Origin of the sequence: Paenibacillus sp. OK076 (assembly GCF_900110055.1) — a bacterium.
Lineage (GTDB): Bacteria > Bacillota > Bacilli > Paenibacillales > Paenibacillaceae > Paenibacillus.
In genome coordinates, this window is the sequence record NZ_FOCH01000001.1 from 1142572 (window position 1) to 1167032 (window position 24461).

Below are 24461 nucleotides of genomic sequence, written 5' to 3' on the forward strand. Positions count from 1 at the left end.
AGGCTGCCCTGCTTTTTGGGGTTACGTGTCAAGCTCTCAGTATTCAACGACCATGGCAACATTTTGCCACCCAGCGCCAACGGTCCAGAACAGCACTTTATCACCACGCTGAATTTGTCCGGATGATATGGCTCGATGCAATGCAATAAACGGACTGCTGGTTGAGGTGTACCCGAACTCGTCTCCAATGTAGACGGCAATATCTTCGCCAATGCCAATGTTTTCGGATACAGCACGTATATTCGCAATGGATAATTGGGAGAAACAAGCAGCTTTGATTTCGTCTGCTCCGATCTCGTTACGACTCAGCAAAGTACGAATCGATTCAGAAGCTGCACCTACACAGATGGAATCATCAAACGGTATGAATTTGACATGGAAGGCACCTGCGTCAACGCCGGTTTGGCCCAGTTTTGCAAGACCTTGTGCCGGGAAGAGGGAATTGCCGTACACACAGGTATCGGTCTGATAGATCGAGTCAATAAAACCGACAGCCTGCTCGTCCCGTTCAACAATAACAGCCGCTGCTGCGTCTCCGAAGTTCGCGAAGTATACTGGATCGTCCGGACTGGCGTGAGGAGCGACGTAATCCGAGCCGATAATCAAAGCCCGACGAATTCTGGGATTGCCCAGCATCTGGCGGCTAACTTGTTCAAAGGCTGCGGTCATGCCCGCACAGTTGGCATTGCTGTCAATGCAGATCGTATGGGATGCCCCGTTAATCAGGCGATGAATCATTAAGGAATTCGTAGGAAAGATGTATTCCGGCGTTTGACTTGCATAAGCAATCAGATCAATATCGGCACCGGTAAGTCCGGTCTTTTCGAGCAAATTACTGGCGGCCTCAAAGGCCATGCTTAGTGAGTTTTCATCATCGTTGTCAATTTTGTAACGTGTATCACGTCCAAGTGCCTTTAACAATCCCCGAATATCTACACCTCTTGCATCAAAATGTTCAATGTAAAAGTCATTGCCCACCTTGTTCGTGGGATGATAGATATCGATATCTACAATACGAATTCCAGCCATCTTCATTCTCCTCTTGAGCGGATGGGTGAACCCTCAGCTTGTCCGCCTGATTTATTAGGTCGTAACTGTGGAGATGATTTCAAGATTGTCCAGTCCGACAGACCGTCCGAGACGGGACAGCTGCATTTTCAGAATGGCATTATTCTCAAGCGTCAACACCACTTTTTTATATTCATCTTTTTTGAACATCTGCAGGCAGCCCTCGAGAAGAGGCACAATTTCCGGAGCGGTAACATTCAACTTTTTGCAATCGATGTTCAGCTGATACTCCTTGGTATTAATCGAAGCGATTGTGTCCTGATATGCCGAAATGGAGCGTAAACCGTCTTCTTGAGAGAAAGAGCCCTCCAGTTCAATGTTTAGCACCTTGCTCGGAACGTCAGTTTTCAGTATAAAACTTCCCATGATTGTTCTCTCTCCTTTAAATGAGTTAAGGCTATCCTGCTACCCAAGACATAGGCCTTGAGGCCCTCGTTGACTGCTTCTGTGATGTAGGCGGATTCGAAGGATAATTTAACCATATTATAAAGGTAGAGATGTAATAAGATCAATAAAAAAGTCGAATCATGTATAAAAATGTAGAAGATTGAATTATTGGATTTCATCCAGTGTAGCGAGCAATACATTAAATGCACTGATGATCCGTGGAGCACCAACACACGGTGCCAGATGCAGCAGAATTCCTTTGAGCTGATCCACGGTTACACCGACGCTGAGTGCCATTGCATAATGAACTCCCAGCTGCTCATATTGTCCCATGGAGATCAGTGAGGAGATAATCGCAACTTCCTTCCATTGATCGGTAATGATTGTACGCTGAAAAATATCCCCGTAAGCCGTTCCCATAATAAACTCGGCTAGCTCAGGGAACTGCTCCTTAATGGGTGCCAGTGCTTTTGCGCCATATTCACCGGAAAGCTTTGCAAAACGCTCCAATCCTTGAGTCACTTGTTCACTCATGCTATGTTCCTCCTAATTCAAAGTCACGGTACGGTGAGCCGTGGGTGGAATTTCGTCGCGATCGGTAAGAAGCTCAATGACAGTAACCTGGTTTAGCTTCTGCGCGGTCTGGAGAGCAGAGGTGAATTCCGCCCGGGTTTCCGCCTTGAAAGCAACCGCACCGAGAGACTCCGCAAATTTTGCTGCATCCATGGGAACCTCGTACAAGGTGCCATCGATTCGTCCTGTCGTTTTTTCCATGCCTTTCAGTGCCATATCCAGCTGTTTATTGTTCACGACGATGAAGATGACAGGCAGATTATTGCACACAGCGGTGTTAATCTCGGTTCCAAGCATCATGAAGCATCCGTCACCTGTAATGCATACGATGGTTTCTTCCGGTGCGGCAGTCTTGGCCCCAATAGCCATGCCGATGGCATTACCCATGCAGGCAAAGTAGGCGTCAAACACAAAGCTGCCGGGTTTCTTGACTTTATATCGTTGAACCGCATGAAACCCATGACTGCCATCATCCACAAACAGCTTATGATCATATGGAAGCAATTCACTCATTTCTTCCAAGATGGAAGCCAAGGACAGACGCGGCAGATCCGGGAGAGCTACGGAGTAATCCACAGCGGTCGTTTCTCTTGGAACGACAGGTTGTTCTGTCAGTGTACCGAGCAAAAACTGCAGATTGTCCTTCAAATCGCCGGTGATATGTAAGGTTTGTGCGTGAAGTATTTTACCAACGAATGTAGGATCAGCATCGAATTGAATCAGGTGGGCAGGATGGTTTTCAGGCTTCAAATTACAGATCGTCATATCACTCAGACGTGAGCCGAGTACGATGTAGAGGTCACTTTGATTCAGTAGTTCATCTGCATGAGGGAAGCCGCCAACACCGCAAGGCCCATGGTAAAGGGGATGATCCCAGGCAATGGCGCCTTTGCCTCCAGGAGAAGTAATGACAGGAATATTGAAATGTTCGGCCAAATGAAGCAATTCATCATGGGCTCTGGCGCGAGTGACGCCTTTACCAGCAATTATTAAAGGGTGACTGGACTGTTGAAGTAAGGGGAGGATACGATTCAGGTTGGACACGCTAATCAGGGGTTCTGGCTCGGGGATGACAACCCGAAAGTCAGTGAGCTGTTCGGTTTGTACATCAAATGGAAGACAGAGATGGACCGGACCTTTGTTGGGACCGAGTGCAATGGAAAGGGCATGGTTCAATATGGTGCTGAAATGATCACCGCGCTCCACCAGCTTGCTGAATAGTGTGGCAGGACGGAACATCTCCGCCAGATCAGCCAAGTAGGAAGAGGAGTCCTGACATTGCGGAATTCCCAATTCCTGAATGGATTGATGACCAGTAATAAACAGGACGGGCAAATTATTGGCCTTGGCATGGGCTGCGGCGGTGAGCAAGTTGGTTCCGCCCGGACCAGAGGTGGCAAAGGCCACGCCCAGTTTTCCTGTTTGGAGGGCATAGCCCGATGCGGCAAAGCCTGAACTGGATTCATGGCGACCTGGAATGAATTCCAAACCGTAATCGACCATTTTCAGGACAGCAGGACAGATGGATTTTCCGATAATACCAAAGACATGAGTAACGCCTAAATTACGCAGAGCTTCTGCCAAATAGTCCGCAACTGTTCTCATGCGGGACACCTCGCTTCACAAAATAGGTTTTTGGACCCATAGGTCAAGTTCCGTTTTTGGAGTATATGTCGTTGTCTAAGGTGTAAAAGGAAATAAATCCTTGTTAATAGGAAGAGTAGCTTTTTTTGTGGTTTTTTGTCAACCGATTTTATGAGTATAAATTCCTGATTCTTAAGTTGTAACCGCTTAATGTCTTGTCCCATAAGTAAAAATAAATTGGTTATATATTCCTGCAACAAATTACCTATAAACTTAATTTGTATCATAAAATGTAAATTTATATATAATATGATAGATTTGTATTGTGTAGATCAAATGAAGATCCTGTGCTTTCCATTTCACATCCGTGCAAAGATTGGCAATGTTAAGCTTTCTGTTATACTGAAATTCGATGGGAGTGAGTTGAATGACAATGATAAAAATGGCTGTAATTGGACTAGGCAAAATGGGATTACATATGATACATCAGGCAACACAGGCAGATCTATCCGAAAAAGTAGAGATTGTAGCGGTATGCGATTCCAGTGAGGAACATTTGACCTCGTTTGCATCCTCTCATCCTGAGACGAAGATGTACACGGATTTTATGCAATTACTCGAAACACATGCGGTTGATTTGCTGTACATTGCGGTCCCGCCTAAATATCACTATGCCGTCGTTATGGAGGCACTGAAGCGCAAGATTCATGTATTCTGTGAGAAACCACTGGCAAACAGCGTGGAGGAAGCCAGAGCAATGCTGGAGGCAGCCGAGAAGGCTGGTGTAGTACATGCAATCCATTTCTCCATGCCGCATGAACCATCTGTAGTGATGCTGCAGAAATTGATCCGGCAGAAAACGATTGGTGAGATTCGCAAAATCGATCTGATTCTGCAATTTCCTCAGTGGCCACGAGCGTGGCAGCAAAATGCCTGGATTACCAGCCGCGAGCAGGGTGGATTTATTCTTGAAGTGGGAATCCACTGGATTCATATGATTCAAAAAGTGTTTGGGGCTATCCGGGTGATTAACAGTCAGGTTCAATTTCCTCAAAATACAGGTGAATGTGAACATGAAGTTCAGGCTGCGATGGAGCTGGAGGATGGAACCCGAATTCAGTTAAATGGGATTGCTCATTTTGCAGGTGAAGAGCGTGTATCCATGGTGGTTTACGGTAAAGAAGGGTCAATTGCTTTGGAAAACTGGGATCAACTATGGAGTGGACGCATCGGAGAGCCGCTTGTCCCCGTCGAAGTCGAGGAATCCTTAAGCCAGCTTCCTGTACTCAAACACGTCATTGCCCGTCTTCAGGGCCAACCTGCCCAAATATACGATTTCAACGATGGCTATCATGCACAGCTTGTTCTTGAAGCGCTTCGTAATCCGGATCAATCTTGATCCCAATAGGGTACAAGGCTAGAAGAGATTCATGTTAAAGTTTCTTTCCTTTTGAAAAAAAGAAGCAGATCCTCTCATGGAGAAGGGGCTGCTTCTTTGTGTTATTTGGATTTGATCCATAGGGTCAAGACAGCTTGAATCGATTTACCAATTGATCGAGTGCATCGGACATTTCGTTTAACTGTTTGGACGTATCCGCCATTTCCTGTAACGATGCAAGCTGCTCCTCGGTCATAGCGGATACTTCCTCCGTGGCAGATGCGGTGTCCTCCACAACAGCTGATACTTCGTTAATGGATGTCATTACTGCTTCGCTGCCCGAGGTAAGCTCTTCAACCACAGCGGATACATCCAGCATTTCAGCACTGAGGTCTTGAATGTGCTGCGTAATATTCGCAAAGGCTTGGCCTGCATCTTCAATCGTTCGCAAGCCTTCGCTGACATGAGATGTACTGGCTTCGACTTCATGAACGGTACTCTGTACACCAGCTACGACCGTCTCCAGAATGCTCGTAATTTCTGTGGCTGAGGTGGCGCTTTGATCTGCGAGATTCCGAATTTCGCCAGCGACTACAGCGAATCCGCGGCCATGCTCTCCTGCACGCGCGGCTTCGATTCCGGCATTGAGTGCGAGCAAATTCGTTTGTCTTGCAATACCTGACATGGACTCGGCAATGTTGATGACTTGATCGGACATTTTCGATATTTCATGAATGGCTCCCTGGACGGAAAGGAAGGATTGCTCGATAGTTCCCATTTTACCAACCGCATTATTAATTCGCTGTTGTCCATCCAGTGCAATGGTCTCCGTGCGTACAGCGCGTTCAGCAGCCTCCGATGCGGAGCCAGCAACTCGGTTGAGTCCGGTTAGGGATTGTTCCATCGCAGCGACCATGGTTTGAGTAAGAGCAACCTGCTCATCTGCGCCTTCGGCAACACGTTCCATGGCTGCGGCAATTTCCTTTCCAGCCAGATGACTATCCGACACGCCTTTATCCAGCCGGTCAGATGCGGCGTTCAGGGTGGTAGCGTTGCTTTGCACGTCCAACATCATCTGCTGTAAACCAAAAAGCATCGTATTGGCTGCTTCCGCAAGTTCCCGCGTTTCATCCTTCATCGGCGTGGCAATGCGCAGCGTTAGATCGCCATTAGAGGAGCCGATGTCATTCAGCGCGCGGATTACTGTACGGATGTTTTTTACAATGGAACGGGACAGAATCAAGGCTGCAAAGATCGAGATCAAGGCTACAACGACAAGTGCTCCGTATAGCTCCCAGTTCAAAATTTTGTTCTTTTGCTTTAGCGCTTCAGTGCGATTTTCAGTCAACGTCAGCTCATTGGTGCGAAATGTATTCAATAGACCACGAATTTCATCCATATCCTTCTTGCCAGGATCTTCCACAAAAAATTGCCGGATCGCCTCTATATCATTCGCTTTTCGAAGTGCAATAACCGGCTCGCCAGCGACTTGAATCCAGTCATTCGTTTTGGCTGAAATTTCTTCAAGAAGTGCCAGCTGTGCAGGGTTATCCGAGACAAGCACCGCCAGTTGATCCTTGAGCACATTCTTCTGTTGAACGCCTGTGTTATAAGGGTCCAGATAGCTTTCTTGTCCTGTAATTACATAGCCTCGTTGTCCTGTCTCCATGTTCACCATAATATTCTCGATCTCATAGGTTAGATCATGTACCTTCATATCATGATCCACCAGAAAGTCCAGTTCTCGTTGTAACTGGCTGATGCTGTTCTGAATTAATAAAATAGAGCCAGCAAGTACTGCGAGTACGAGTAAATAGCCCAAACCAATCTTATAAAAAATTTTGAAGGTCCTGTGCTTTTTCATGTTTGTTATTCCTCTCCCTGGGGTATATGTATTTGTCGAAAAAACTAGAATGATAGGTCTTGTAGTTCTAAAGATTAGGTGTCTAAAGAACTATTTTCCGTATTATACTGAAAGGAAGTTCAATTGTATATAGTTTGTTTAATTTAAGTATAATGTTTGTGGATTGTGTATAACGTAGATGACACAGTTGTTTTACATTGCGCGGTTTACACTGCCAAACGTTTATGTTTATCATGGAAGGGGAACGATTCCGAATACATATCCCAATCCGAAAGGAACATTGGACATGACAAAAGAGACGGTATTGCGTAAACCGGAAGCGATGATTTTTGATATGGATGGTACATTGTTTCAGACGGAAACCCTGTTGTTGCCAGCCTATCATCAGCTGTTTGATACATTGCGGGCCGAAGGACATTTTGAGGGAGAGACTCCTCCTGAAGAACGAATGCTGGGAAGCCTGGGAATGTTGCTAGAAGATATATGGAAAGTGGTTATGCCCGAAGCTTCAGTTGCGGCCCATCGACGTGCAGACGAACTGCTGCTTCAGTTGGAGATTGAAGGACTGGATGGGGGGAGCTCGCAGCTGTACCCACAAGTAAAAGAGACGCTGAAAGCGTTGAAAGAACAGGGTGTGCGGTTGTTTGTCGCCAGCAACGGGCTGGAGGACTATGTTAAAGGCGTGGCCTTTGCCCATGAGATCATGCCGCTCTTTGAAGGCGTGTATAGTGCAGGACAGTACAAGACCCCTTCCAAAGTTAACTTGGTTCAGATCCTGCTTGAGAAGCATCGGATTCAGGACGCATGGATGGTTGGGGATCGCTCTTCTGATGTGGAGGCAGGCAAAATGAACAACCAGACCGTCATCGGCTGTGCCTATGCTGGGTTCGGACGTGACGAAGAACTTGCAGGATCAGATGTACTGATCTCTGATTTTACGGAACTGCTTCGTTTGTATCGGGAAGCCGAGTAGAAACGGTAGAACAAAACCGACCACCCCAAGTCCATTCGGACGTTGGAGTGGTCGGTTTTTTTGGGTTCAAGGAGGATTCGGTTCACTATCATATGAATTCTCCGATCCTCACTGCGATCCTCTAGTCCTTTTGAGGGTCGCCGATTTACCTTTTACGCGTTTGACCGGTTTGGTTACCTTTACCCCACGAGGGGGACGAATGGCATTGGCATGATTGCGGTACACCCACAAGGCGTAATCCAATGGTTGGGTAATCGCTTTGGAATAGATATCATTCTCACCAATACGGGCAAACACCTCACGTGCAGGCTTCGGATTCACTTCAATCAGATAGATGTGCCCACTCTTGTCAATCGCCAAATCGAGAGCCAATTCACACAAGTCGCCATAGGTGTTTTCCAGAAACGTAGCTACATCAATCCCGAATTTCTCGGCCGTTGCATAAATTTCTACTCGCTGTTTCTCATCGGTGATCCATTGTTTCATCAGTTTGTGCATCGCTATGGCCTGACCACCACCATGCAGATTGGAGGTAACACTTTTCTCCGCACCCATTCGTCCGGCACATCCTGTTAACTCCCACTGTCCTTCACCGTTCTTTTGGACCAGCATGCGATAATCATGAACACGGCCGTTCGGAAGCTGGAGTTGAATCCCCTGTTGAACCAAGTATTTGTCTTTCATATTCCAGTTCTGGAGAAGTGAACCCAAGCGTGACAGATGGACTTTGCGTGGGGTGATGATCCGGCGTTTCTGGTCCCGTCCCTGTACAAGAACTGTATTGGCCTCGTTGTCATTGCGTTCGATGCGTAGAATTCCACGCCCTCCGGTTCCATTAATAGGCTTCAAATAAATTAGGGGGTTGGCCTTCAGCATTCGATTGACGTCGGACATATCCTGATACAGAAGAGTGTCGGGCAAATGCTCGTGAAAGGCTGACTTCGCGGAGAGCGTCTGATGGATGGTCCATTTATTACGCAACGGGCGGTTGAGAAAGAGCAAGTGACCATACCTTTGCCGAAAGGCAAGCAACTGCTGAAATCTGCGATTGCGCTGTATGCGGCAGCGGTCGAAGATGATATCCGGGAATGAACGCCATTCCCGGGACCAGCCTTTTCCCGAACGAAAGACCATGGCCTCAATCTGTTTGCCTCCTGGATGTACATCGGCAGGTGTGAACACATAAATATCGAGTCCCCTCTTGCGCCCTTCAAGGATCATTCTGCGGTATATGCTCCGTTCTTCCAGAGCGCGGTGCTCATTTAAGTACAACGTCATAATGCCCAGAACAGGTGAGGACACAAACAATCACCTTCTTTAGCTGTTATTCCTGTTCATCATCGTTTGGACTGACGGGCAAGGTAGGCGCTGTACTGAAAAATACGTTCCAATGATCTGCGCCGAATCTGCGGTTCATCGAACTTCATCGGCTTTGCATTCGCTTCGAAGAACCAGATCTCGCCCAGATCGTCAACGCCCAGATCCATAGACATCTCACCAAGCGTATGCCCTGAGCCTCGTTCCACTTGTCTCGCGATCAACAATGAAGTGGACTTCACCCGCTTCATCAGTGAAGTTGACATTTCTTCCCCGAACAGTTCAGTGAGCAGCTTCTCAGGGTCCTCCACCGTACCTCCACGCGGAACGTGGGTCGTAATGCTTCGAGAGCCGGCGAGACGGGCGCCAACACCGGTTACGCTCCACTGTCCTTTGCCGTTTTTCTGCACAAGTACCCGTAGATCGAATGGACGCTTATGGGACGAAGCCAGCTCAATACCCTGCTGCATGATATAAGGCGTGTGTCCTGTCTCCTTGCGAATTCTTGCCCATAACTTGGAAAGGGTTGCGGCTTTGTACGTGGTGCTTTTTCGGGTACTCTGTATTTTAAGCCGGTAAGGAAGACGTTCTCTTTCCTGGAGCTTGAGCATCATGATGCCTTTGCCGGCTTTGCCGCTCTCTGGTTTCAGATACAGGTAAGGATACGATCGAAGCACCGTCCCCAGAGCGGTTGCTGTTCGCATTCGGCGAGTATAGGGAATCAGCTGCTGGGTAGACTTGGATTTCTTGAGCCATTCGAACAGATTCCATTTATTGAAGAAGAACGGGTTATACAGTTCGATGCCAGAATGCATGCATTCTTCAATTTTTCGCTGTACTGAAGGTTTGCGTTCATCTTCCCGATTGGGAATCCGATTGTAGAGTACATGGGGAAGGGGGAAGAACTGTGAAGTCCATCTCCCAATCCCATTGTTGTACGTGTATCCTTTCACCGTGGGGCCGCTCACATTTAAATCTCGTACAGTCACGACGTACACCACATATCCCATATTTTCGCCTGTCTGCACAATATCCAGGAAATTTTGATGGTTTCCTCTGAACATCCGTTGATCATCGTGCATGGTCAGGACGGCAATGATGGGTTTGAACTCATCCTGCAGGCTCATCAAATGCTGTCTCTCTTCCGGAATTTGCTCAAATACAGGCAATGTTCCAGGATGTGTTCCACCGAAGATTTTCCTTCCTGCCGGAGCGAAGGATGACGGAAAATGGAGCGGCCGGGTTTGGCGTTCGCTTCGAACATCCATACATGTTCCTCCTGATCAATGCCCAGATCAAAGCCAATCTCACCAATTAGATGCTGGTGCTGGGTTTCAATCGCCTGGGCCAGTGTAATAGCGACGGATTTGGCATGCTGAAGCACTTCACCCGCTCGGTCGCCAAAGTTGCGGCTGAGCGCCTGCTCAGGGGTCATCAGGGAACCGCCATTTTTGATATGTGTGGTTACGCTGCCTCGGCCAGCCTTCTTGGCGCCAATACCAACAACCACCCATTGATTGTTTCCGTTTTTATGCATGTGAAAGCGGAAATCAATCGGACATTCCTCAATCTCAATGAGCCGGATACCTTGTTGAACGACATAACCGCGGAGCTGTTTACCGTGTCTGCCTTGAAGCATGCGCATCAGACTGTTGAATGAACCAAAACGCAGCAGGGCGTTGCCGCCTTTTTTGCGATAACGGGCAAAATATCCACGTTTGGGAGAGTAGGTCAATCGGTAGATGCCATTGCCGAGACTGCCCGCTGTAGGCTTATAGTAGACAAACTGATGGCGCTCAAGCATCTCTCTCATCTGTTCGACAGTCGGATTGGTGATGGACTCAGGTATATATCTCCCTGCTGCCGGGTCATTCTCGAGCAAATTGTAGATATCTGATTTGTTAAAGAAACTCCAATTGAAGAAAGGGATTTTGCGCCGAATGAATCGCTCCCGCAGCTGGTTGATCGCTGGTGAGAAGTCAGAGCGGCGGCTGGGTAACCGGTTATACACGACATCTGGCAGAGGTACCGTTTTGCGACTGAAGCTTCCGTTGTCATTAAGGAAAAGACCAGAAACTGTTTCATTCTGCCAATTAATATCCCTTGGGGTAAACGCATAAATATAGGATTTGCGGCTGCCTTCACGGAGCAGCTGTTTAATGAAACCCGTACGGGAACCAAAAGGGGTGGTACCCGTAGCAGGTCCGTCAGATAATACGCCAATCAGTGGACCCAATTGAACTTCATCATTCTGCAGATTGCGAAGGTAGATGCTGCCCCGTTTCGGAACGTTCATCAGATTGCGTATGCCCGAAGCGAGATAGAGATGTTTGCCAGCCTTTTTGATCGGTTTGATGGTTGCGGGCACCCGGTCACGGCCAAACCGCAGATGAATCGTTTTTTTGCCGGATAGATTCAGGCTCTTCATTAACGCGTTGGATACGTAAACCACTTTATCCGGCTGCTGTGTGAAATGCAGATTGCAAAAGGTCAAACTCATGATTTATCCTCCTATCCTGAAAAGATCCTTCGGCTCCATGGCAAGCGGCGCGCTGCGTGCCTCAACTGCCGTGAATCGGGATGGGTTTCAGGCCAGCTGTGCTGGATGTATTCGGCATTTTCATTGGACGCTTCACGTCCGTGAGAACATGTTGTTGCAGCAAATAACGGGCATAGGCAAGCGGCCGGGTGTAGGTCAGTCTGTGCATACGAGGATCACCCGCCTCTGCGAATGAGGAACGTCCCGGTCTCGAATTCACTTCGATCAGCCAGAGGCGACCGTGAACATCTGCTCCGAAATCAAGACCCAGTTCGGCCAGTCTGCCAAATCGGCTTTCCAACAGGGAGGGGATGCGGGCAGCAGCCTGCCTGATCGTCTCCAGCAGAGCGTTGGATTGCTCGCTCCCATATCGGTCCAGCAGATACGGATGTACAGGGTACGCCTTACCCCCTCCATGCAAATTGGAAGTCAGTGTGCCAGCGGGTCCTTCCCGTACCATACATCCGGTTAGAGACCAGCGTCCTTGCCCGTTTTTTTGCACCAAGGCCCTAACGTCGAACGGTCGTCCATGATGACTCAGTTCCAGATATGGCTGTAAGATCATCTTTTTACCGGCCTTCTGTGAATCCAGCCAGGCAGAGACATCCTGGCGACGCTCAAATGTACGGTGAACGAATTCATTGCGAGTATTTCTGCCCTCCATGATCCAGGAGGCTTGCTGATCTTCGCGGTAAAGGCGAAATGTATCTTTACCATGAGTGCCCGATACAGGTTTGAAAAAAATGCCTTTCGGCCAGCGCGCCAGCCACTGCTCCCATAAGGTATTCGACTGAAGCAGCGTAGTAGGGGCAAGAAGATTACGCAATCTTGTATCAGCAGACAAGGCGCGGTATACCTTCCATTTACCGGGCAAGGAAGCAGACCAGTAACGGGACTGGTGTCCGCTGCCTGTTGAAACCAGCTGCTGAAGCTGCTGCTTGAATGTTCTGGGAAGCGGGAGCAGACAGCGGTCCATGATCAGGTCCACAGCAGGAAGAGGAACGATGTTCCATTCTCCTCTATCGAATGCATAACCCTGTGTTAGCCGGGATGCACTGGGTTTATTCGCTACGGCCAGCACGATGATATTTAGGCCGTAACGGTGGCTTTCCAAACTGAGACGACGACAGAAGAGTTCATCCACGAAAGGAGGCGAGCCTTCTGTTGCCCGAACCAGGATGGCTACTGTGTTGGTCTGATGTTCCAGGAACATTCCGCTGCACCTCCTCTAATGGATGACTCTTCAGAATCCGGCCAGATAGGTGGAGTATTCCAGCATCGCTTTGACCGAAGGCCGGATTTTGCTCTCGCTAAGTGGCGTATTATCGTTCTTGGATGGTTTGGAGTTTACTTCAAGCAGCCAGACCTTTCCGCTGGTGTCCAAGGCAAGGTCGATGCCAAGTTCACCGAAATGGGCGGGGATGGCACCTTCAATGCCTTTGGCGATATCCAGCGCCGCTGTATGCAAACCGGCATACGCAGAAGCTTTGGCTGATGAGGACAATTGGGTTTTGGCTACAGCTTCCTTGACGGTGCTGAGACTTCCACCTCGTGCCAAGTTGGATACATAGTGACTGCCGCCTGCAATACGTGCGACGATGGAAGTGACACTCCATTTGCCCGTACGGTTTTTTTGCACCAGCGCACGGAAATCAACGGGTCTGCCGCTGTTATCAATCAGGGAAAGACCCTGTTGGATCTGGTATCGCGTCGTTTTCATTTTCCCAGATAGACTGGCATACAGTTTATCTAGGGAAGTATACGTTTGTTTTCGGGTCCCCCCAACGCTTGTTGCGAGGGTGAGGAAGCTGCCGTCGCTTTGACGGGAGACCCGGATGATACCTTTGCCAAGCGACCCACGAACCGGCTTCAGAAAAACAACCGGGTATCGATTGCACATCGTTTTGAGTGTGGCTGAAGCTTTGAGCAAATGGGATTCGGGTAGCACTTTCTTCAGTGTTGAAATGGACTTCAAGGCATCGAATACTTCATTTTTGTCCAGAAACTTTTCGTTGAAGGTTTGTGTACCGTAGAGCGATTTTACTTCTTTCATAAAATGCTGTACGCTAGGTTTGTTCTCAAGCTTACGGGACGTCAGCCGGTTATTGACGACGTCTGCTATAGGCAGAACGGTCTTTTTCCAGCCGTCATCATACACCCAGCCTTTCATATAACCCGTTACCGCTCCAATATCCTCCGGTGTGAAAAAGGATACATAGGCGCCCTGCTTCCGGCAGGCGTTTACCAGTTCTTGACAGAACATCGTGATGGAGCCAAAGGGCCGATCTGGCTGATCGGGGTAATCCTGGCTAACTAAAACACTGATGTAGGGTCCAAGGCGCAGTGTACGGCTGGCTGAACGATAAGATATGCGCAGCACTGAACGGGGAACAAGACCGGTTTTACTGGCTACCGTCTGATTGATGCGCAGACCGTCATACCTGGGAACAGGGATGACGGTGACCTCACGGCGAAAAGAGCCGAATTGCAGCTGAAGCGGTCGGCCAGAAGGGATTTTAAGCGCCTTGAGCACCCCTTCGCCCAGCATGATGACGTCGTCCTGTAGGATGCCCGAGCCGGTAACCTGAATCGTTACTTTTTTAGTGGACATCACGGATCTCCTTCCTGGCGGCAACTTGATGTCTGATCTCGAAGTTGAACGGCATCTGAACATGGCATGTGCTTCATCATATGAGGACATATAACCCTTGGTGATTGACCTATTTGGATTAAATGCATTTGATGCTCAGCAGATAATGGTTGGGTATGTTTCCGCAACCTTTGTTTGACGGAAGTGAAATACGTGTATTAAAACGGGTGAACGTTGCGATGAGAATATGAATGAGTACAAATGAATAACGAAGAACAACCCAATTAGAGGAGGAATTATAGTGAACATTTATGACAAAGCGAATGATTTGGCCAAAGCACTGAGAGAAAGCAGCGAGGTGGAAGAAATTACTTCTGCGATGAAGCTGATCGAAGCAGATCCGGAAGCAAAGGCTATGCTGGATAATTTCCGTGATCAACAGATGGAATTGCAACAACGTATGATGAGTGGGGATATGCCTGCACCGGACGAGATGGAGAAAATGGAGAAACTGTTTGAAGTATTGAGCTTGAACCTGAATATCCGTCGTCTGTTTGACGCTGAACGTCGTCTCAGTGTCATTATTGAAGACGTGAACAAAATTATTGCAGACAGTCTGGGTCATCTGTATGGTGGCGCTGAAGCCTAAACCTTGTAACGTTTTTTTCCCTGAACCTCTCATATTAGCTCCTTATCGTTCATAGACTAGACATATAGAGTCGATCAAGAACGAAGGAGCTGTGAATGGTGAAAAGGTTGAAGAAAGCAAAACATGTGATCTATCTGGTTATCGCGTTGTCGATGCTGGTTATTGCGCTGCCGCGGATTTCTTTTGCTGGCGGAATGGACTGGGTTAATATTTTTGGCATCGTATGGGTGCTGTTCTCATTATTAATCATTGGTGCACATCTGCATTTTATTCTTGGTGTGGATGAAGAGAAGAAGCGTGCTCTGGAAGCTGTCCGGCGAGCAAAGCTGCGGCAGTGGGAGATGAAACTGGTGGACAAGCAGGAGCAGAGCAAATCAGTATAAGGTTTGGATCACATCCAACATGGTGGTAGAGATGATTCTACCTATCTAAGTAAGGCCGGATTCCCTTTGGTATGAAAGGGCCCGGTCTTTTTTTATGCCCGTAATTTGCTGTTCCGATTATTCAGATCCATGTATCGCAGTTCTTTAGGAGAAAGGTGCGTCGAATGGGGTTATTTTCCTAAGGTCGTGTTATAATAGATACAGAATAGTACAGATGCATCTTCGGGGGTGGTACAGATGGACGGGCAGGAAGAAAACGTGACGAAGCATGAACAATTGCTTCAACATATTGAACAACTGAAGGTAGGCAGCAAAATATCGGTGCGTGGACTGGCGCGGGAGCTGGGCGTAAGCGAAGGAACAGCGTATCGTGCGGTAAAAGAGGCAGAGAACTTCGGCTTGGTTGTGACCAAGGAACGAATTGGAACGGTGCGGATCGAGAAAAGACCTCGCGGCATGACCGAGCAGCTGACTTTTGCCGATGTAGTGACCATCGTCGAAGGTCATGTGCTGGGTGGAAGTGACGGTCTGGCCAAACCACTTCACAAGTACGTGATCGGTGCGATGAAAGAACAGGCCATGGCCCGTTACATTGACGCGGGAAGCCTGCTGATTGTCGGTAACCGGGACAATGCTCATTCCCTCGCCCTCGAACAGGGCGCAGGTGTATTAATTACAGGTGGCTTCGGTACAAGCCGTGAAGTGCGAGTGATGGCTGATGAGTTGGGTCTGCCGATCATTTCCTCCAGACATGACACGTTTACGGTGGCTTCAATGATTAACCGTGCGATCTTTGATCGACTGATTAAGAAAAAAATTATGTTGGTAGAGGATATCATCGGTCAGAAACCCCGCCTTCAGGTGCTTAAGGTGACCAGTTCAGCCGCGGATTTTCACTTGCTGGTTTCTGAAACGGGAGAGCATCGCTTCCCTGTAGTAGATGAATGGAACCGGGTTATCGGTATTGTAAGTCTCAAAGATGTGAGTGAGTTAAAAGAGGATCAGAGTATTGAGAAGTGTGTTGTACGCCGTCCAATCACAGCTTCGCTGCAAACCTCACTGGCTTCCGCTGCACAAATTATGACGTGGGAGGGCATTGACTTCCTGCCCATTGTGGATCGGAACCGTAAACTGATTGCCTCCGTCACACGTAAGGAAGTGCTCCAGGCGATGCGTGATGCACAGAAGCAGCCACAGCTTGGAGAGACGTTTGATCATCTGATCTGGAACGGGTTTGCGGAAGAGCGCGGAGAGCAGAACGAACTGTTTTTCCACGGATTTATCATTCCGCAGATGGCGACAGACCTTGGTACGATCTCGGAAGGCGTTCTGCTGAATGTGATGACACAGGCGGGACGGCGTGCTGCCTGGGACATTACAGGAAACGACCATATGGTGGATAATATAACAACGTATTTTGTTCGTCCAGTACAGATTGAAGATCAGATTCTGGTTCGTCCAATTATTTTGGAGACAAGTCGTCGGACCTGCAAAATGGATATTGTCATTACCCGTGATGGGAATGTGGTATGCAAAGCGGTGATGACTCTGCAATCCATTGACCATGCCTAAAAGGGCGAGAGATTCTGAGTTCGGAAAATATCATGAGTTTACAAAAAAGAGAACAAGCCTGAACCCCGAAATCAACGGGGTTCAGGCTTGTTCGATAGATGAGGGTACTCTCTTTTTGGCAGATTGCAACGGCATCCTGCTATTATGCTTCAGGCAGATTGTCCGGATGTCTTGCCAGTTCCACCCTCTGCATGCTGCTGAAGGCGGGCATAGTAACTGCGGTTACGTAAACCGGCGAACAGATTGTACGCTCCCATAATCAGAAATAGCGCTTCCACAACGACGGATAGCGTAGAACCGGTAAACACAAACATCAGGATGAGGGCAAGAATAATCAGCATGCTTCCCATCCAGACGTTGGTCCATGAGCGATAAAGACCTGTGGCGATGGGATCAGTGGACCTGCGCGAACGAATGCTGTTCAGAGCTGAACAGACCATGGCCAGGGCAAAGATAGCGATCAGGGCATATTTGAGTACATCGATGAACACAAAGACGCAGCTCCTTTTCTGGAAAGCATTTACTGCCCTTATTGTACCATGCAGTCAGAGGGCAAGGGCAGTTTTTTTCCGGAGCTGTCATCCTTTTTTAAGCTGGAACGTGCATCCGAATCTGTACCCAAACTTGCAGCACACCTTCCATCACCAGCATCGTTTTCACCTGGACGGTATATTCCTTTTCTCTGACCGTGTATACTTTTTGATTCAGCATGATTCGCGTCATTTTGCTGTACTCGTCGATATTGAAGACGTCACGACCCCGGAGAACCTCAAGTTCATCCCCCAGTTTCTGTAACATCACTTTCAGGGAGGCCTCGTCCGGACCTTTGTCAGAATCTTCTGCACGGACCTTGATTTCCTTGATGACGGTTTGGCGTTTACTGTATTTTTTCAGCGTTTTAATATCCTCCTCATTCTGATGCAGCTGAAGCTGCAACTCCTGATTGTTGAGCCACAACTCGTTGTAACTCAAGTGAAATACACCGTTGTACACGACACAACCGGCGATCATTCCCAGAACAAAGACAGCAGTCATGCGCATAAGCGGGCGGTAACGTGAAAATGGCGGAATTCTCATGGGCGCTGTCCTGGAGTCATGCTAACCCCGTCCTCCACCGCAAACCCATTTTACCAGTTCGGTACCCATGTGGGCGCCCATGAATGCGGATATCAGATACAAAATTTGTTTGACTGCCGGAGACAGGTTTCCGTCCAGCACGTTGCTTTCGATTACCCGCATCGGATCGATTGTACCGCCAACGGCCGCCGCGAGCGCCCAAATTTTAATTTTCCCAGCGACATCAAGCATCGTCTGTGTTGGAGGCTGGAGAGAGACCACCGCTCCTATACCTCCAATCATCGCGCCGCCCAGCACGATCCCAAACGCAATGAAGAAATCAAGAATGGCTTTGGACAAAAATGTGCTCATCCGGCAACACCCCTTTCAGACCCAGCAGCACACCTCCTGTCTTCGGTCCGTAACAGGGGGAGCGGCTTGTACTTCTATTGTATGGGCGTGCCCCCGAACGATATGATAAAATAGAATAATAAAACACGCTTCTTTCGGATGAATCCTTATATTTCATTCATTTCATTAATAGAGCATTTTACATGAATACAGAAAGCGACTTTCGGTTGAACCGAAGGATGAAAAATACGGATAGAAGAAGATAGTGCAGCAACTGTCTCAAGACGGGAGCTGCGACTGTCCTTGCGAAAGGAAGAAAAAAACATGAGTTCTTTTGTGCATTTGCACGTTCACAGTGAATATAGTTTGCTGGACGGCGCTGCGCGTATACCGGATCTCGTGAATAAGGCCGCGGATCTCGGAATGACTACGCTGGCATTGACCGACCACGGTGTAATGTATGGTGCTATTCCTTTCTATAAAGCATGCGTCGAGCGGGGAATTAAGCCGATCATTGGTTGTGAGGCTTATATGACTGCCGGGTCTCGCAAAGAGCGGGGAAGCCGCAAGGATCAGCCGATCCATCATCTGATTTTACTGGCTAAAAATATGACGGGTTATCAAAATCTGATGAAACTATGCTCCATCGGTCATTTGGAAGGCTTCCATTACAAACCACGTATTGATATGGAGAGCCTGGCTGCCCATCACGAGGGCATCATCTGTCTAAGTGCTTGTCTGGGAGGCGAGGTTCCCCAGCATCTGCTGCATGGACGCGAGGAAGAGGCGAAGCGTGCGGCGCTGCGTTACAAACATATTTTTGGTGCCGATTTCTATCTGGAGCTGCAGGATCACGGGTTATCTGAGCAAAAAAGAGTGAACCCCCAGCTGATCCGTTTGGCAGCAGAGCTTGAGATTCCACTGGTGGCGACCAATGATGCGCACTATCTGTCCGAAGAGGACGCCGAGCTTCAGGATGTGTTGATCTGCATCGGAACAGGGAAAACGGTAGATGATGAGAATCGGCTGTGCATCGGAACCAACCAGCTTTATCTCAAGAGTGAACAAGAAATGGCGCGTTTGTTCCCCCATGTGCCCGAGGCTTTGGAGAATACGGTTCGCATTGCGGAGTCATGTGAGTTGCAGCTCGAATTCGGCAAATCCATATTGCCGGAGTACAGGCCGCTTCCTGAAGGGAAAAGTCCTTCTGCCTATCTGCGTCAGTTGTGCGAAGAGGGAATGGAAGAGCGTTATAGTGAATCATCACGTTGGACGGACTCGGAACTTAGGGCCGAACTTGAACAGCGGCTGGATTATGAGCTCCGGGTTATAGACAGTATGGGATTCTCGGATTATTTCCTGATCGTATGGGATTTTATCGCCTATTCTCACCAGCAGGGAATTGTCACCGGACCGGGTCGTGGCTCCTCGGCAGGTAGTCTGGTTGCCTATACCTTGCGTATTACAGACGTTGATCCCATGAAGTATAACCTGCTCTTCGAGCGGTTTTTGAATCCGGAACGGATCTCCATGCCGGATATTGATATCGACTTCAGCGACGAACGGCGGGACGAAGTCATTGAATATGTAGCGAAAAAATACGGCAAAGCCCATGTCGCCCAAATCATTACCTTTGGTACGATGGCTGCCCGTGCAGCCGTTCGGGACGTCGGGCGTGCACTGAACGTGCCCTACGGCGAGGTGGACAAGGCAGCGAAGCTGATTCCTGCACAGCTTGGCATTAACATTCAGCGGGCAATGGAAGCTACCCCTGAACTGAAGGCTCTGTATGAGACCAAGCCAAAAACGCGTGAATTGCTTGATATGGCCATGAAGGTGGAAGGCATGCCTCGTCATGCGTCCACACATGCTGCGGGGGTGGTCATTTCCCGCGATCCGCTAACGGATGCTGTTCCGCTTCAGGAGGGCAGTGAGGGAACGGCCTTAACGCAATATTCCATGGAAAACCTGGAGTCCATTGGACTGCTCAAAATGGACTTCCTCGGTCTGCGTACCCTTTCAATTATTGAACGCTGTCTGCGCTGGATTGGGGAAAATGGCGAAATTCCGGATTTTCGTCATATTCCGGACGACGATGCACTCACCTATGAGATGCTTGGTCGAGGCGATACGATGGGGATATTCCAGCTCGAATCCGCAGGGGTACGTCGTGTTCTGAAGGAGCTAAAGCCAAGTGTATTTGAAGATATTATTTCCGTGCTGGCCTTGTATCGTCCAGGCCCGATGGAGTTCATCTCCAAATACATTCAGGGCAAACATGGACAGATCGAAGTGGACTACCCCCATGCGGATCTGGAGTCCATCCTTAAGGATACGTACGGCATCATTGTATATCAGGAACAAATTATGCAGATTGCTTCCCGAATGGCGGGCTTCTCTCTCGGTGAAGCGGATTTGCTCCGCAGAGCGGTTTCCAAGAAGAAACGGGAAGTACTGGATCTCGAACGTGGGCATTTCGTTCAGGGCAGTCTGAAGCAAGGATACAGCGAAGCGGAGGCAGATCTGGTCTATGACATGATCGTCAAGTTTGCCAACTATGGTTTCCCGCGTGCCCACGCTGCTGCGTATGGTGTGCTGGCTTTCCAGACGGCGTATCTGAAGGCACATTATCCCATTCATTTTATGGCCTCGATGTTAACCGCCGTTATGGGCAGTCACCGCAAAGTAGCGGAGTACGTTGTGGAATGCCGTCGCATGGATATTGAAGTACTTCCACCGGATGTGAATGAGAGCGGTATTCTGTTTACACCTGTGCTTGCATCATCCCGCAGCACCAGGGCTGGACATGAGGCGCAAACCCAACGTTTAGGGGGAGAGCAGGGTGAGGATGGTACAGCAGGTTCTACGGTGGGACATGCGGTACATGATGATCATTATTCCGGACAAGCGGAATACGGCGAAGCCCCTCTGCCGGATGACCCGGGCCCCGCTCCAGAAGAAGACGGTAGTGCATACGAGTGGCAGGCAGCGACGACAGTGCCAGGGCAGTCTGAGGATCGAAATAATTCTGGCGTAGTGACTGTTTCTACAGCAGAACGTCTGCATGGAACTGGGGAAGAGGAGTCCTCGCATTCCGAACAGCATGAAATGTCCGCTGTACAGGAGAAAGATGGATTGTCGGATCAGAACTCAGATGCAGATACAGCAACCGGGGCGATACGATTTGGTCTGGCTGCGGTGAAAAATGTAGGTACCCAGGCGATGGAGAGTATCATGATTGTACGGCAGGAAAGACCGTTCGACAGTTTGCTCGATTTTTGTCGTCGCGTCGATTTGCGGGTATGCAACAAACGTGTGATTGAATCGCTTATTCAGGCGGGCGCTTTTGACACATTGCCTGGACACCGCGCCCAATTGCTGGCGATGCTGGATGAGACGGTGGAAGCGGCTCTGAAATGGCGCAAGGAACGCGAGGATCTGCAAATTCAATTGTTTGATTTTGTCGAGACGCCAAACTGGGAGATTGAATACCCCGAAATTCCGCCTTATTCCGGAAGTCAGCAGTTGGAGCTGGAACGTGAGCTGTTAGGTTTGTATCTCTCTGGTCATCCATTGGATGACTACGAAGATGTGCTTGAATCCAGCGGCGCAGATCGCATTATGGAGCTGACGGAAGCGGCTGACGATACGATGGCCGTCGCAGCCGGGATGGTCGTGTCTGTGAAGTCGATTACGACGAAACAGGGCAAGGCTATGGCGTTCATGGAGCTGGAAGACCAGATCGAACGCTGTGAAGTGGTTCTCTTTCCCGAAGTATGGCGGCGCAGCCAGCAGTATGTCGGGAAAGGTGAACTGCTCGTCGTGCGTGCCAAGGTGCAGCAGCAGGACGAAGGGTTCAAGCTGCTGGCTGAGGAAGTGGCGCCGTTGTCACCGGCGGCACTGGAACAGCAGCTGCGCAGCCGCGAACGGCGCGGCAAGCCCGGCAGCGGTAGTGCTTCGCGCCCGGCGGCTCCGCCACGGCAGGCGGGCGGCGCGGGAGCCGGAGCGCAGCGCAGCAGCGCAGGCGTGAATGCTGGAGCTGCGCGCAGCAGCGGAAGTCAGGGTCCGGTAGCGTCGCACAGCGCTGCGGGTAGGCCTGGGGCGGCCGATGCAAATGGGGCCGCTTCGGTGGCTCGCCGGGCCACTAAGGCCGCTGGCGGCACGGAGCAGAGCCGTGGGCCGCGAGTGGTGGAGCAACGGGTGTTCGTGAAGATCACCCCGCAGGCGGAGAAACCGGAGCTTCTGGCCCGACTCAAGCAGTTGCTCCAGCAGCATTCGGGTCCGGTGGCGACGGTGCTCTTCTATGAACAGCAGCAGAAGCTGCTCGCATTGAGTGATGCCTACCGGATTAAACCTTCGCCCTCTTTATTCTCCGAGATGGAGAAGATGCTGGGTGAGGGCACGGTCAAAATAAAATAAGCTGTTCCTAAAGTGATTAATTCTTGATTCAAAGCGCTAACGAATCTACCGTGTCTTAAAAGGCGGATGATTGTGAAATGCAAAGTTTAGCGAACGTCAGTGGCGTTATTGCGGTATAAAACTGCGTCACGACCTGTAGAATGACGAAATAACATCTCTGTGATTCATTAAACTACAGACCTGTGGGAATTGGAGCTAATAACGTGCGCTGGATTCGTAGGTCCAAATCGAATAATGCTAAAAAGGTGTCTCAGGCCATGCTCATGACTTTGGGACACCCCTCGTATTCCCAATGATGAAACCTGTTCGGCCAACGGCCGAGCAGGTTTTTGTATTTATATTACCGATTCCATCAGGTATGCTGGCGGAGGAGATATTCAACGCACGCAACCATGTAATATGTGAATCTTTTACATAATTTATGGGATAAGCAGACTGCCAAAGCGAATGTGCATTCCGCATTTTTTATGAACATTTTGCGAGTTTGCCGCATACACTTGAGAACACCGAAGGACCTGGGGGTCCTCGGGGGAGCGATGCGGGAGGTCGAGATATGTCATATGAAATCGTAGAAGCCATGCTGGCCCGGCGGGGTGTACAGATTGATGCAATCGCGGAAATTGTATATCGTCTGCAAAAAGGGTACCACCCGGAACTGACTATGGATGACTGTGTCACGAGTGTAAAATCAGTACTGCAGAAACGTGAGGTGCAATATACGCTGTACACAGGTATAGCCCTTGACGAGCTTGCTGAGAAACGCCTTTTGCCGCAACCTTTGCAGGCGATTATGGAGGCGGATGAATCCCTGTATGGAGTGGACGAGACTCTTGCTCTTGGCATTACCCATGTGTATGGTATGATCGGTTTAACCAGTTTTGGTTATCTGGATAAAGAAAAGATTGGCGTCATTCATGATCTGAACGAAGCAGGACCAGCTATACATGTTTTTCTGGACGACCTGGTTGCCGGGCTCGCCGCCGCTGCTTCTGCCCGAATTGCTCACAAAAATATTAAAGCCAAGAAATATCCATCGGATATCTGATTTCCTTCATTTGTTATCTTTTGTTTGTTGACTGGAAGGTCATCCAGGGCGGCTATTGCTGCCCTGAGGGGCCTGGAATTCCTTTTTCGAGAAGGAAAGTCCTAGGATCATTGCATCAACCATATCGGTTATCCTCGCGGGACAAATGTCCCTCTAGATCTCGTTTTCTCCCCAAAGGTCCCGAACCCTTCCTTGCAGAAAAAAAGTGAGGTATGTTATCATTAGTCCAATATACGGGCTCTGAACATTAGCTTAGGGGGCGGACATGGCATGTGGACGGTGATTTACATTGCACCGACAGCAAAGGTTGCGGACAAGATCAAGACCAAGCTTTCGGAAGAAGGATTTCTGGTACAGACCCGTCCCATCAGTTTATCCAAGCAGCAATTTGAGATTCGCGTCCCTTCAGGGGAATTGGAAGAGGTTCAGGAAGTGCTGAATTCGATTCTGCATTCCTGATTCATTCGATATCAGACGTGCCTTGGCAGATGAAGAAGTACCAATGGTACATAAGGGACTGACCGCGTAAGCGGAAAGAGGAATCGACTTGCATGTATTGTATGCTGCTGTCCTTCCTTCTTTTTTTGTTAGGACAAGGACTGACCAGATTGCTCCCAGAGACCCTACCAAGACAGATTCAAACATCGGCGCAACAATCTTTCGGTTATTGCAGGTAACATCAATCGTGCTGACATAAGCCGCTGATCCTTGCC

At 49.1% G+C, this 24461-nt stretch carries 21 protein-coding genes; 8 read left to right on the forward strand and 13 right to left on the reverse strand.

Annotated features, from left to right (window positions below):
- Window positions 1–36: 36 nt before the first annotated feature.
- From BMY78_RS05285 to BMY78_RS05300, 4 genes are all read right to left on the reverse strand, one after another.
- A complete protein-coding gene (locus tag BMY78_RS05285) occupies window positions 37–1029 on the reverse strand; it encodes a 3-oxoacyl-[acyl-carrier-protein] synthase III C-terminal domain-containing protein (protein ID WP_090895356.1) in 993 nt (330 codons plus the stop codon).
- A 54-nt stretch (window positions 1030–1083) separates the two neighbouring features.
- Entirely contained in the window at window positions 1084–1434 is a 351-nt protein-coding gene (locus tag BMY78_RS05290; protein WP_090895358.1) for a hypothetical protein, read from the reverse strand.
- 186 nt (window positions 1435–1620) lie between these two features.
- Window positions 1621–1989, reverse strand: a complete 369-nt coding sequence (locus BMY78_RS05295) for a carboxymuconolactone decarboxylase family protein (protein WP_090895360.1) — start codon at window positions 1987–1989, stop codon at window positions 1621–1623.
- Window positions 1990–2001: 12 nt separating this feature from the next.
- On the reverse strand, window positions 2002–3633 hold the full coding sequence (locus tag BMY78_RS05300; protein ID WP_090895362.1) for a thiamine pyrophosphate-binding protein: 1632 nt from the start codon (window positions 3631–3633) through the stop codon (window positions 2002–2004).
- Between the two features lie 406 nt (window positions 3634–4039).
- On the opposite strand from BMY78_RS05300, the gene BMY78_RS05305 reads away from it, so the two are divergent.
- Entirely contained in the window at window positions 4040–5011 is a 972-nt protein-coding gene (locus tag BMY78_RS05305; RefSeq protein ID WP_090895365.1) for a Gfo/Idh/MocA family protein, read from the forward strand.
- Window positions 5012–5135: 124 nt separating this feature from the next.
- Here the strand turns inward: BMY78_RS05305 and BMY78_RS05310 are convergent, their stop codons facing one another.
- On the reverse strand, window positions 5136–6854 hold the full coding sequence (locus tag BMY78_RS05310; protein WP_090895368.1) for a methyl-accepting chemotaxis protein: 1719 nt from the start codon (window positions 6852–6854) through the stop codon (window positions 5136–5138).
- A gap of 286 nt (window positions 6855–7140) precedes the next feature.
- On the opposite strand from BMY78_RS05310, the gene BMY78_RS05315 reads away from it, so the two are divergent.
- Entirely contained in the window at window positions 7141–7827 is a 687-nt protein-coding gene (locus BMY78_RS05315; protein ID WP_064640984.1) for an HAD hydrolase-like protein, read from the forward strand.
- 108 nt (window positions 7828–7935) lie between these two features.
- On the opposite strand, the gene BMY78_RS05320 is transcribed toward BMY78_RS05315, so the two are convergent.
- The 5 genes from BMY78_RS05320 to BMY78_RS05340 form a co-directional block, all read right to left on the reverse strand.
- Entirely contained in the window at window positions 7936–9129 is a 1194-nt protein-coding gene (locus BMY78_RS05320; protein WP_090895370.1) for a YheC/YheD family endospore coat-associated protein, read from the reverse strand.
- 35 nt (window positions 9130–9164) lie between these two features.
- Window positions 9165–10271, reverse strand: coding sequence for a YheC/YheD family endospore coat-associated protein (locus BMY78_RS05325; protein ID WP_090895372.1), 1107 nt, complete (start codon window positions 10269–10271; stop codon window positions 9165–9167).
- The gene (locus tag BMY78_RS05330) at window positions 10271–11644 is read right to left on the reverse strand and encodes a YheC/YheD family endospore coat-associated protein (RefSeq protein ID WP_090895374.1); all 1374 of its coding nucleotides are present in this window, start codon (window positions 11642–11644) and stop codon (window positions 10271–10273) included. The genes BMY78_RS05325 and BMY78_RS05330 overlap by 1 nt, the downstream gene beginning before the upstream one ends.
- A gap of 61 nt (window positions 11645–11705) precedes the next feature.
- Entirely contained in the window at window positions 11706–12896 is a 1191-nt protein-coding gene (locus BMY78_RS05335; protein WP_090895376.1) for a YheC/YheD family endospore coat-associated protein, read from the reverse strand.
- Between the two features lie 30 nt (window positions 12897–12926).
- Window positions 12927–14294 (reverse strand): YheC/YheD family endospore coat-associated protein, encoded by a 1368-nt coding sequence (locus BMY78_RS05340; RefSeq protein WP_090895379.1) that lies wholly within the window; start codon window positions 14292–14294, stop codon window positions 12927–12929.
- A 280-nt stretch (window positions 14295–14574) separates the two neighbouring features.
- Between BMY78_RS05340 and BMY78_RS05345 the strand changes: the two genes are divergently transcribed.
- The 3 genes from BMY78_RS05345 (at window position 14575) to BMY78_RS05355 (ending at window position 16877) form a co-directional block, all read left to right on the forward strand.
- The gene (locus BMY78_RS05345) at window positions 14575–14922 is read left to right on the forward strand and encodes a YlbF/YmcA family competence regulator (RefSeq protein ID WP_076289793.1); all 348 of its coding nucleotides are present in this window, start codon (window positions 14575–14577) and stop codon (window positions 14920–14922) included.
- 95 nt (window positions 14923–15017) lie between these two features.
- A complete protein-coding gene (locus BMY78_RS05350) occupies window positions 15018–15305 on the forward strand; it encodes a hypothetical protein (protein ID WP_063564309.1) in 288 nt (95 codons plus the stop codon).
- A 237-nt stretch (window positions 15306–15542) separates the two neighbouring features.
- A complete protein-coding gene (locus tag BMY78_RS05355; protein WP_090895382.1) occupies window positions 15543–16877 on the forward strand; it encodes a DRTGG domain-containing protein in 1335 nt (444 codons plus the stop codon).
- 149 nt (window positions 16878–17026) lie between these two features.
- On the opposite strand, the gene BMY78_RS05360 is transcribed toward BMY78_RS05355, so the two are convergent.
- From BMY78_RS05360 to BMY78_RS05370, 3 genes are all read right to left on the reverse strand, one after another.
- Window positions 17027–17368, reverse strand: a complete 342-nt coding sequence (locus tag BMY78_RS05360) for a YtpI family protein (protein WP_177185662.1) — start codon at window positions 17366–17368, stop codon at window positions 17027–17029.
- 97 nt (window positions 17369–17465) lie between these two features.
- The gene (locus tag BMY78_RS05365) at window positions 17466–17954 is read right to left on the reverse strand and encodes a sporulation membrane protein YtrI (RefSeq protein WP_063564310.1); all 489 of its coding nucleotides are present in this window, start codon (window positions 17952–17954) and stop codon (window positions 17466–17468) included.
- A 21-nt stretch (window positions 17955–17975) separates the two neighbouring features.
- Window positions 17976–18305 carry a YtrH family sporulation protein gene (locus BMY78_RS05370; RefSeq protein WP_024629128.1) on the reverse strand — a complete coding sequence of 110 codons (330 nt, stop codon included), beginning with the start codon at window positions 18303–18305 and terminating at the stop codon, window positions 17976–17978.
- Between the two features lie 303 nt (window positions 18306–18608).
- On the opposite strand from BMY78_RS05370, the gene BMY78_RS05375 reads away from it, so the two are divergent.
- From BMY78_RS05375 to BMY78_RS05385, 3 genes are all read left to right on the forward strand, one after another.
- Complete coding sequence (locus tag BMY78_RS05375; protein WP_090895384.1) at window positions 18609–22703, forward strand: DNA polymerase III subunit alpha; 4095 nt, start codon at window positions 18609–18611, stop codon at window positions 22701–22703.
- 553 nt (window positions 22704–23256) lie between these two features.
- A complete protein-coding gene (locus BMY78_RS05380; protein ID WP_024629130.1) occupies window positions 23257–23748 on the forward strand; it encodes a phosphatidylglycerophosphatase A family protein in 492 nt (163 codons plus the stop codon).
- A 270-nt stretch (window positions 23749–24018) separates the two neighbouring features.
- A complete protein-coding gene (locus tag BMY78_RS05385) occupies window positions 24019–24207 on the forward strand; it encodes a hypothetical protein (RefSeq protein ID WP_017689496.1) in 189 nt (62 codons plus the stop codon).
- Window positions 24208–24461: the final 254 nt, after the last annotated feature.